This is a genomic window from Myxococcus llanfairpwllgwyngyllgogerychwyrndrobwllllantysiliogogogochensis, assembly GCF_006636215.1.
In the GTDB taxonomy this organism is placed as follows: Bacteria; Myxococcota; Myxococcia; order Myxococcales; family Myxococcaceae; genus Myxococcus; species Myxococcus llanfairpwllgwyngyllgogerychwyrndrobwllllantysiliogogogochensis.
Genome location: NZ_VIFM01000364.1, coordinates 1 through 9,401, shown reverse-complemented (window position 1 = coordinate 9,401; position 9,401 = coordinate 1). Strand labels below are relative to the sequence as shown.

General features: G+C 68.2%; 8 protein-coding genes and 1 pseudogene. 3 read left to right on the top strand and 6 right to left on the bottom strand.

Going from position 1 to position 9,401, the window contains the following annotated elements:
* Positions 1-389, top strand: a pseudogene (locus tag FJV41_RS45380) (MFS transporter); the annotation flags it as partial.
* A gap of 81 nt (positions 390-470) precedes the next feature.
* Here the strand turns inward: FJV41_RS45380 and FJV41_RS45375 are convergent.
* From FJV41_RS45375 to FJV41_RS45365, 3 genes are all read right to left on the bottom strand, one after another.
* Positions 471-830 carry a DUF3703 domain-containing protein gene (locus tag FJV41_RS45375; protein WP_141648871.1) on the bottom strand — a complete coding sequence of 120 codons (360 nt, stop codon included), beginning with the start codon at positions 828-830 and terminating at the stop codon, positions 471-473.
* A gap of 16 nt (positions 831-846) precedes the next feature.
* Positions 847-1,761: a cation diffusion facilitator family transporter gene (locus FJV41_RS45370; RefSeq protein ID WP_141648870.1), complete on the bottom strand. Its 915-nt coding sequence runs from the start codon at positions 1,759-1,761 to the stop codon at positions 847-849.
* Between the two features lie 394 nt (positions 1,762-2,155).
* Positions 2,156-2,809, bottom strand: coding sequence for a hypothetical protein (locus FJV41_RS45365; protein WP_141648869.1), 654 nt, complete (start codon positions 2,807-2,809; stop codon positions 2,156-2,158).
* 14 nt (positions 2,810-2,823) lie between these two features.
* Here FJV41_RS45365 and FJV41_RS45360 point away from each other — a divergent pair, with 14 nt between their 5' ends.
* Positions 2,824-4,695: a BamA/TamA family outer membrane protein gene (locus FJV41_RS45360; protein WP_141648868.1), complete on the top strand. Its 1,872-nt coding sequence runs from the start codon at positions 2,824-2,826 to the stop codon at positions 4,693-4,695.
* A gap of 340 nt (positions 4,696-5,035) precedes the next feature.
* On the opposite strand, the gene FJV41_RS45355 is transcribed toward FJV41_RS45360, so the two are convergent.
* On the bottom strand, positions 5,036-5,812 hold the full coding sequence (locus FJV41_RS45355; RefSeq protein ID WP_141648867.1) for a UPF0489 family protein: 777 nt from the start codon (positions 5,810-5,812) through the stop codon (positions 5,036-5,038).
* Between the two features lie 117 nt (positions 5,813-5,929).
* Here FJV41_RS45355 and FJV41_RS45350 point away from each other — a divergent pair, with 117 nt between their 5' ends.
* Positions 5,930-8,137, top strand: coding sequence for a S9 family peptidase (locus FJV41_RS45350; protein ID WP_141648866.1), 2,208 nt, complete (start codon positions 5,930-5,932; stop codon positions 8,135-8,137).
* Between the two features lie 142 nt (positions 8,138-8,279).
* Here the strand turns inward: FJV41_RS45350 and FJV41_RS45345 are convergent, their stop codons facing one another.
* Positions 8,280-8,483: a cold-shock protein gene (locus FJV41_RS45345; RefSeq protein ID WP_015352191.1), complete on the bottom strand. Its 204-nt coding sequence runs from the start codon at positions 8,481-8,483 to the stop codon at positions 8,280-8,282.
* Between the two features lie 189 nt (positions 8,484-8,672).
* A partial coding sequence (sucB, locus tag FJV41_RS45340) for a dihydrolipoyllysine-residue succinyltransferase (protein WP_141648865.1) occupies positions 8,673-9,401 on the bottom strand: 729 nt, incomplete at its 5' end.

Here is a 9,401-nt window from a genome sequence, read left to right as displayed (position 1 = left end):
CGGGGCGGCTGGCCGACCGGGGCTGGGGAAACTGGACCACCAGCGTCGGACTCGTCGTCTTGCTGGTCTCGTGGTGGCCCGTCTCGTTGGCGCCGAAGTCACTGTGGGCGCTGGGCGTGGGCATCGTCGCCCTGGACCTCGCCATCCAGGCCTTGCATGTCACCAACCAGAGCGAGCTGTACGCCGTACGTCCGGAGGCGCGCAGTCGGCTGGTGGCCGGCTACATGGTCTTCTATTCCATCGGCAGTGGCGCCGGGTCCATCACCTCGACCCTGGTGTTCGCGCAGGCGGGCTGGAGCGGCGTGTGCGTCCAGGGCGCGGCCATCGCCGCCGTGGCCCTGCTGTTCTGGGGGCTCACACGCTTCAGGGCGAAGGAGCCTGCTCGCTGAACCGGTGCCCCGCGCCTGGGGCGTCCCGCGTCTGTCTCATCGCGGTGGAGGCCGATGGTTCGTTCGCGGGGCACGTTCACCTCACGGGGCGGGAGGAGCTTCGTGACGCAGCATGACTTGGAGGTCCTCCGGAATGGGCAGGGGCGTGAAGATGCCCACGTTCGAGCCCCCGGTGTTTCCCAGCGGCGCGCGTCCGAGCCAGGACCCGGGCGCGGCGAGCAACAAGCGGGGGAGTTGTCCGAACAGCTCCCGGACGTCACCGTGCCGCCAGGCCCAGACGAACATGGCGCCATGCACCTGGAGGTGAGGCCATGCATGGGCCTGGCTCAGGACATGGGCACGTTCCAGGAAGTGCCACGCCGCCTGGAAGTCGCCCCGGGTCTGGGACTCGGAGGCGCTTTGGAGTTCGTGGTCGAAATGGGCTCGGAGGGTGGGGTGCATGGGGAGCTGGCGTCGTTCACAGGCAGGGGGAGACAGCGTCGTTGGATGCGAGCGGGCGACAATTCCGGGCCGTGTCCGATTCGAGCTGCAGGGTGACGTGCTCGATGCCGAACCGGTCATGGAGCAGGCGCTTGAGGTGGCTCAGGCGCGAGTCGTCCAGCGGTTGCTCGCTCACGACGAGATGCGCCGTGAGTGCCGCTTCGGTGGTGCTCATGGCCCAGACGTGGAGGTCATGCACCTCGGCGACGCCGGGTGACTGGGTCAGCTGAAGCCGCACGGAAGGCATGTCGATGTTCGCCGGAACGGCATGCAGGGCCAGGTTGACGGAGTCCCGGAGCAGCCCCCAGGTCCCCACGAGGATGAGGAGCGCGATGCCGAGCGTCACCCCGGAGTCCAACCACATCCAGCCGGTGAAGGAGATGAGGGCGCCGGCCAGGACGACGCCGAGCGACACGCCCGCGTCGGCGGCCATGTGCAGGAAGGCGCCTCGGATGTTGAGGTCGCTCTGGCGCCCCTTCCAGAACAGCAGCGCGGTGGCGGTGTTGATGAGCGTACCCACTCCCGCCACGAGCATGACGGTACCCGTGGCGACGGGAGCGGGTTGCCCCAATCGTTGCACCGCTTCCCAGCCGATGGCGCCCACCGCGACGAGCAGGAGCAGCGCATTGAGGAGCGCGGCCAGGATGGACGCGCCGCGCAGTCCATAGGTGTAACGCTCCGTGGGCTTGCGACGGGCCAGCACACTGGCGCCCCAGGCGAGCACCAGCCCGAGCACATCGCTCAGGTTGTGTCCGGCGTCGGCGAGCAACGCAAGCGAGCCCGAGATGAAACCGAAGGTGGCCTCGACGGCGACGAAGGCCAGGTTGAGGCCGATGCCCAGCGCGAAGGCCCGGCCATGTGTCGAAGGAGTGTGTTGGTGGGAGCCGGACATGGGCGACGACGCCTCCAAGGCTGAGTGCTCGTGGCGGGCCCGCCCTTCGTGATGAGAGGGGCTGTCCGCCTTCACCCAGGAAGACGCCCGCTCCTGGTCGGGATTACACCCGGGTTTTTCGGTGGGGACCTTCCGCCTCGGAAGAGGCGACGCCGCACTCCAGGGACTGTCACTCCGAGCGACCCGACGAGCGACCGAGGGCCGAGCCGGCCCGTGGCTCGGCTTCCTCGTGGACAGGACGCACGAGAGGTTCACTGAGGCGCCATGACGGAGCCGTGGGCCGTGGCTCGAGCTCTGCGTGGACAAAGAGGACGCGCGAGGTTCACTGAGGCGCCATGACGGAGCCTCGGGCCGTCGAGGAGCCTCATGGGAGGGCGCACGGCCCGGGACAGAGTCAGGTGCGGGGGATGTTGTCCTGGAGGTGTTCGAGCGCCGCGTGCCAGCGTGTGAGCTGTTCCGGGGACACATCGAGTCGCGCGAGCCACGCCTGGAAATAGCGCTCCAGCTCGGCGGACCTGGGGTGGCTGCCTCGGTGATGGCGGATGAAGTCCTTGTAGTTCTGGACCTTGTCGGCGCGGAGCATGTCGTTGACCTCGGGCTCGGCGCTGAGCGCGATGTCGTCGGGCCCCTTCAAGTCCGGTCGATGGGACAGCGCGGCATTGGCGGTCTCCCGATAGTCCAGCGCGAGCGCGAGGACGCGCGGCTCATCGCTCACTCCGTCGACGGGAGGCCCGGAGAGGTCCGCCCCGGTGGCGAGAGCGTAGGCCCAGGCGGCGGCTCGTGCGTCATCCTCCTGAACCAGCGGGTGCAGGCAGTACGCGCGTTGGGCGTGGTCGCTCGCGCCCAGGGCTCGGAGGACCCACAGGCCCTCGTCGATGTGGTGCAGGTATGGGATGCCGGAGCGTCGAGCGCGGCGCTGTCCGTAGAACGTCTGAATCGCGCGGTACTCGCGGGCATCCGCGTCCATCTGGCGAGGATGACAGTCGGCGCTCCACGCCGCAATCCGGAGGGCCGTGCGATGAAGATGCTCACGCGGAAGGCCGCGCATGCCAGGATGGCGGCGTGGCGCTCCCGCTGCTCGTGCTCATCGTCGTTCCTCTCACCCTGTCCTCGTTCCAGGCGGAGCCCGTTCCCGAGACGCCGGCTCCCGCCGTCGCGTCTCCTGCTCCATCGCCAGGCGAGGCCCGTGCGACGGAAGAAGGGGAGAAGGCTCCGGCGGGGACCTCCGTGGAGCCCGCGCCAGCGCGTCCCCAGGGCCTCTCCCAGGAGAACTACGAGGAAGCCCTCATCGTCGAGGCGCTGACGCGTCACGGCCGTCAACTGGAGCCGTCACCCGAGGGCATGCCGCTGGCCGAGGTGCTCGTCGACACCGAGGAAGTGGTCGCGGAGAGCGACCCGTATCCGAACTTCCTCAACATCTTCCACATCCGCACCCGCGAGGAGGTCGTCCGGCGCGAGGTGTTGCTCCCACCGGGGCAGCCGTATTCCACGCGGCTCGCGGACGAGACGGCGCGCAACCTGCGGGGGCTGCGGTTGTTCTCCGTGGTGCGAGTCGTCCCGGTGAAAGGGAAGGTGCCCGGGACGGTGGCGCTGCTCGTCGTCACCAAGGACATCTGGTCGCTGCGCCTCAACAGTGACTTCTCCGCGGTGGGCTCTCTGCTGCAGTACCTGCGGCTCCAGGGCACGGAGCAGAACTTCCTGGGCCGAGGCAAGAAGCTGGCGCTGGACTTCACCCTTCGCCTGGACACGCTGAGCTTCGGACAGAGCTACACCGACCCGCGCGTGCTGGGCAGTCGCTGGTCCTTGAGTGAGTCCGCCGCCCTCATCATCGGACGCGAGAGCGGCAAGGCCGAGGGCTCGCGGGGAAGTCTCTCCGTCAGCCGTCCGCTCTATTCGTTGTCCACGCCGTGGAGCGTGAGCACGTCCGTCGCGTGGAACGTGGAGACCAATCGCATCTACCGGGGCGCGGAGATATGGCAGCTCCCGTATCCCGACGGCCCGACGGTGCCCTACGTGTACCGGACGGAGGAGGTCGCTGGCGCGGCCTCGTACACGCGCTCGTATGGCCTGCGCTACAAGTGGAACGTGAGTGGCTCGCTGGGCGCGTACCACTACTCCTACGACCCGCCTTCCTCGTCGATGCTGACGGAGGGACAGTCCGACTGGTTCCGCCGCAACTACCTGCCGCGCGCGGAGGACGCGGGCTACGCCTCGGTGTCCCTGCGTGCCTTCGAGGCGCGGTACGAGGTGCTGCGCGACGTGGACTCGTACGTGCTCTCGGAGGACTACCAGATGGGGCACTGGGTCTCCGCGACGGTGCGCTACGCGCCTCCTGTCTTCGGGGACGACAACCACTTCACGGAAGCGGGGCTCGCGGCGCGCTACCGCCTTCGCTGGGGCGAGGCGCTCACCACCGTGTCCGCGTCAGGCGCCATCCGTCGGCAGCTCGGTGAGGGCGCGACGTGGAACAACCGTCACTGGGCCGCGGAGCTGGCGCAGGTGTCGCCCAAGATTCTGGGCGGGCGCTTTGTCGCGCGCGGCCTGCTGGATGTGAACATCGATGACCTGTTCGACCGAATCACGCTGCTGGGTGGTGGCAACGGGCTTCGCGGCGCGCCGGCGGATGAGTACTCCGGCAAGCGGATGCTGCTGGTGAACGTGGAGTACCGCACCGCGCCTGTCGTCATCAAAACGGTGCACGTGGGCGGGGTGCTCTTCCTGGACTCGGGCAGCGCGTTCAACGACAGGCCGGACATGGTGACGTCGGTGGGCGTGGGCCTGCGCGTGCTGTTCCCCCAGTTCAACGTCGTGCCGTTCCGCCTCGACTTCGGCTACGTGCTCAACGGAGACCGTCCTCCCATCGGGAGTCGCTTCTCGCTCGCGGGCGGTCAGGTCACGGACCTGCGACCGAGCTTCCTCGACTCGCCGCTGTAGCGCGTCCAACTGTGCTGCTCCCGCTCACAGCGGCTCGCTCAGCTTGTCGTTGTCGCGCTGAGTCGCCACGAGCGGGTGCCGGCTCGCTCACGGCGACTCGCTCAGCTTGTCGTGGTAGCGCTGAGTCGCCACGAACGGGTGCCGGCTCGCTCACGGCGACTCGCTCAGCTTGTCGTTGTAGCGCTGAGTCGCCACGAACGGGTGCCGGCTCGCTCACAGCGACTCGCTCAGCTTGTCGTTGTAGCGCTGAGTCGCCACGAACGGGTGCCGGCTCGCTCACAGTGGCTCGTTCAGCTCGCCACGTTCGCGCGGAGTCACTCCGAACCGGCGCCGCCGTGCCTCACGGCGGCTCGACGCGCAGCAGCTCGCGGAACAGCACCTCCGCCGCATCGCGGAACAACTCACCGGAGGCGAGCAATCCACCGCAGTGATGCGGCTCGCGCGCCAGCGTCATCGCCACCGTGCGCTTCAGCACCGCGTCCCAGAAATCCTCGGAGCCTTCGGGCAGCAGGAACTCACGGATGATGGCGCGCGGCCACGGAATCACCGTCGTCGGGTCCGCGTCGCTCAGCGACGTGAAGCAGTCCAGGTCGATGTCGAGCAACACCTGGTCCGCGCGCTCCAGGACATCTCGCACCGCGTCACCGGGAGCGGGGTGATTCCACGCCTCGGACGCGCGGTCCACGGTGGGCACCACCACCAGTCGGTGCGAGCGGCCCTTCGTGTCCACGTAGGTCTCGCCCGCGAAGGAGCCCCGGGGCCGAGTCCTGGCTACCAGCAAGGCATCCCCCACCAGCCCCGCCTCCATCGCCGCGAGGATGTGGTCATAGTTGCGCACATCCAGCGACCACCGGGCGTGCTCGTCCAGCGCGCGCAGTCCCGCCGAGCGGTCGGGCACCTTCCCGGGCTCTCGCGGCACCACCACGTCCAGGTGCCTGTCGAGCGTCACCAGGAGGGCAGGGGAGCCCGACTCCCCGAGCGCGCACGCCCACGAAGGGAGGGCCAGCCGATGGGGGTCGAAGACATAGGCGTCCGAGGGCCCTCGCCCGCCTCCCAGCCCCAGTCGGATGATGCCCGCCAGCCTCAGGTGCCGCGGGGCGTCGTCTTCGGTCTGCATCCCTCGGGAATCCTCACATCTGTTGTGCGTTTGCTCAGCTTGCGCGGCGGCCGAGTGTAGGCTCCCCCGCACCTTTCCGTGAAAGGAGCCCCGCCACCGGCGGGATTTCGACGACCCATGCGCCAGGTACTTACCGCCGCGCTCCTCTTCGTGAGCACGTCCGCACTCGCCCAGGAGATGAAGCCCCTACCCATGTCCCAGACGGAGCGGAAGCAAGACACCTTCCTGCGACAGCTCACGGAGACCCGCAACTTCTCGAGCGGTCGTCCGGTGAGCATCAAAATCACCCCCGACGAGAAGCAGGTCCTCTTCCTTCGCACCCAGCCCACCTCCAACGTGCAGACGCTCTACGCGTTCGACGTGGCGTCCGGGCAGACGAAGGAGGTCCTCACTCCCGAGGCGATTCTCAAGGGCTCCGACGAGACGCTCACCCCCGAGGAGAAGGCCCGCCGCGAGCGCATGCGCGTCAGCGCCCGAGGCTTCACCTCGTACCAGGTTTCGGATGACGGCACGCGCCTGCTCGTCCCCTTGTCCGGCCGCCTCTATGTGGTGGAGCGCGCCAGCGGCAAGGTGACGGAGCTCAAGACGGGCCCCGGCGTGCTGGACCCGCGCTTCTCCCTGGACGGCAAGCAGGTGGCCTATGTCCGGGACAATGACGTCTACCGAATCGACGTCGCCGCGAACAAGGAACAGCGGGTCACCAAGGGCGGCTCCGACGCGAAGTCGCACGGCGTGGCCGAGTTCGTCGCCCAGGAGGAGATGAGCCGCTTCTCCGGTTACTGGTGGAGCCCGGACGCGAAGTCGGTGGCCTACACCGAGTCCGACACCGCCGAGGTGGAGAAGCTCACCATCGTCGACGTGATGCACCCCGAGCGCGGCGGCGAAATCTTCGCGTACCCGCGCCCCGGCAAGCCCAACGCCAAGGTGCGCCTGGGTGTCACCCCCGTCACCGGTGGCAAGACGACCTGGGTCCAGTGGGATGCGGCGAAGTACCCGTACCTGGCCACCGTGACGTGGGCGAAGGGCGCCCCGCTCACCATCCTCGTGCAGAACCGGGTGCAGACCGAGCAGCAACTGCTCGCGGTGGACCCCGCCACGGGCAAGACGCGCGAGCTGCTGGTGGAGAAGGATTCCGCCTGGCTCAACCTGGAGCAGGACTTCCCGCTGTGGCTCGAGGATGGCAGTGGCTTCCTCTGGTACACCGAGCGCAACGGCGGCCCCGAGGTGGAGCAGCGCAAGGCGGACGGCTCGCTGGAGCGCACCGTGGTGAAGCCGGACGCGGGCTTCCGCGGCATGACGCGCTTCGTCCAGAAGGACCACACCCTGTACTTCAACGGCGGCCCCAACCCCACGCAGAGCGCGCTGTGGCGCGTGAAGGCGGGCGGCGCGCCGGAGCGCGTGACGGGCAACAAGGACGGCGTCGAAGGCGGCTCCGCCTCACGCGACGGCAACGTGCTCGTCGTCAACGGCTCCAGCCTGAAGAGCATGAGCCGCACCCAGGTGCTGCGCGCGGATGGGACGAAGCTGGGCGAGCTGCCCGAAGTCGCGCAGGAGCCGCCCTTCATCCCCAACACCGAGGTGCGGCAGGTGGGCCCCAAGGGCTTCTGGGCCTCCATCACCCGCCCGCGTGACTTCAAGCCGGGCAAGAAGCTGCCCGTCATCGTGGAGGTCTACGGCGGCCCCACCACCACCGTCGTCCACCACAGCATGGCGGCGCACCTGATGCCGCAGTGGATGGCGGACCACGGCTTCATCGTCGTGAAGTTCGACGGGCGCGGCACCCCGCTGCGCGGCGCCGCGTGGGAGCGCGAGGTGAAGTACGACTTCGCCACCATCACGATTGAAGACCAGGCCGCCGCCATCCAGGAGCTGGCCAAGGTGCTGCCGGAAATCGACATCAACCGCGTGGGCATCGAAGGCTGGAGCTTCGGCGGCTACATGGCCGCGCTCGCCGCCCTCAAGCGCCCGGACGTCTTCAAGGCCGCGGTGGCCGGCGCCCCGGTGGTGGACTGGCTCGACTACGACACCCACTACACCGAGCGCTACCTGGGCCTGCCCCAGGAGCACCCGGAGGCGTACGAGAAGAGCTCGCTGCTCACCTACGCGAAGACGGACAAGCCCATTGGCAAGCTGCTGCTCATCCACGGCACCGCGGATGACAACGTGTACTTCTTCCACACGCTCAAGCTCAGCGATGCGCTCTTCCGCGCCGGCAAGCCCCATGAGCTCCTGCCGCTCAGCGGCCTGACGCACATGGTGCCGGACCCGCTGGTGAAGGAGCGCCAGTGGGAGCGCGTCATGGAGCACTTCAAGAAGAACCTGTGATGTGATTCCGGGCTCCGGGCGTTCGCGCCCGGGGCCTGTCGCCGTACCCCGCAAAAGCAAGAGGCCCGGTTCCCTCAACTCCAGGGGCGGGCCTCCGTTCATCGGCCCTCCGCGCGGAAGGGCCAGGACCTACGACGACGTTTCAGCCCGCGCGAACGTTCTGCGCCTGCAGGCCCTTGGGGCCGCGCGTCACCTCGAACTCCACCTTCTGACCCTCGGCGAGGGTGCGGAAGCCATCCATGTTGATGGCGGTGTGGTGGCAGAAAACGTCCTCACCTCCGCCGTCCTGGGTGATGAAGCCGAAGCCCTTCGCGTCGTTGAACCACTTCACGGTACCGGTTGCCATTGCACTTCCTTCAGTCTCGCGGGGCGACGTGTGAGAGCCGCCCGTTCTTCCCGCCCCCCGACGACCGGGAGACAATGTCCAGTTGTAGTGAAACGCCTGCCTGGAAGTCCAGCCAGCGGCCTGGAATGCCCGAGTTGCACTGAGCTCGGGCCTCCCTGGTAAGTCGCGGCGCGGCGCGTCACCTACAACTCAGACGTCGAGGAGAAGGCGCTCCGGGTCCTCGATGCACTCCTTCACGCGCACGAGGAACTGGACGGCCTCGCGGCCATCGATGAGCCGGTGGTCGTAGGTGAGTGCGACATACATGATGGGGCGGATGACAATCTGCCCGTCGCGGACGACGGCGCGGTCCACGATGTTGTGCATGCCCAGGATGCCCGTCTGCGGCGGGTTGATGATGGGCGTGGACAGCATGGAACCGAAGATGCCGCCGTTGGTGATGGTGAAGGTGCCGCCCTGGAGGTCGGCCAGGCCCAGCTTGTCGTTGCGAGCCCGGGTGCCCAGGTCCGCGACGCCCTTCTCCAGCTCCGCCAGGGACAGCTTGTCCGCGTTGCGCAGGACGGGGACGACGAGGCCGCGGCTGCCGCTCACCGCCACGCCAATGTCGTAGTAGTGCTTGAAGATGACGTCTTCGCCGTCAATCTCCGCGTTGACCTGCGGGAAGGCCTTGAGGGCTTCAATCGAGGCGCGGACGAAGAAGCTCATGAAGCCCAGCTTCACGCCGTGCTTCGCCTGGAACTTCTCGTTGTACTTCTTGCGCAGCGCCATCACCTCGCCCATGTCCACCTCGTTGAAGGTGGTGAGCAGGGCGGCGTTGGACTGGGCCTGGATGAGGCGCTCCGCCACGCGCTTGCGCAGGGGCGTCATGCGGACGCGCTCCTCGCGGGCGGCGTTGGGGCGGGGGCCCGAGGGCTGGGC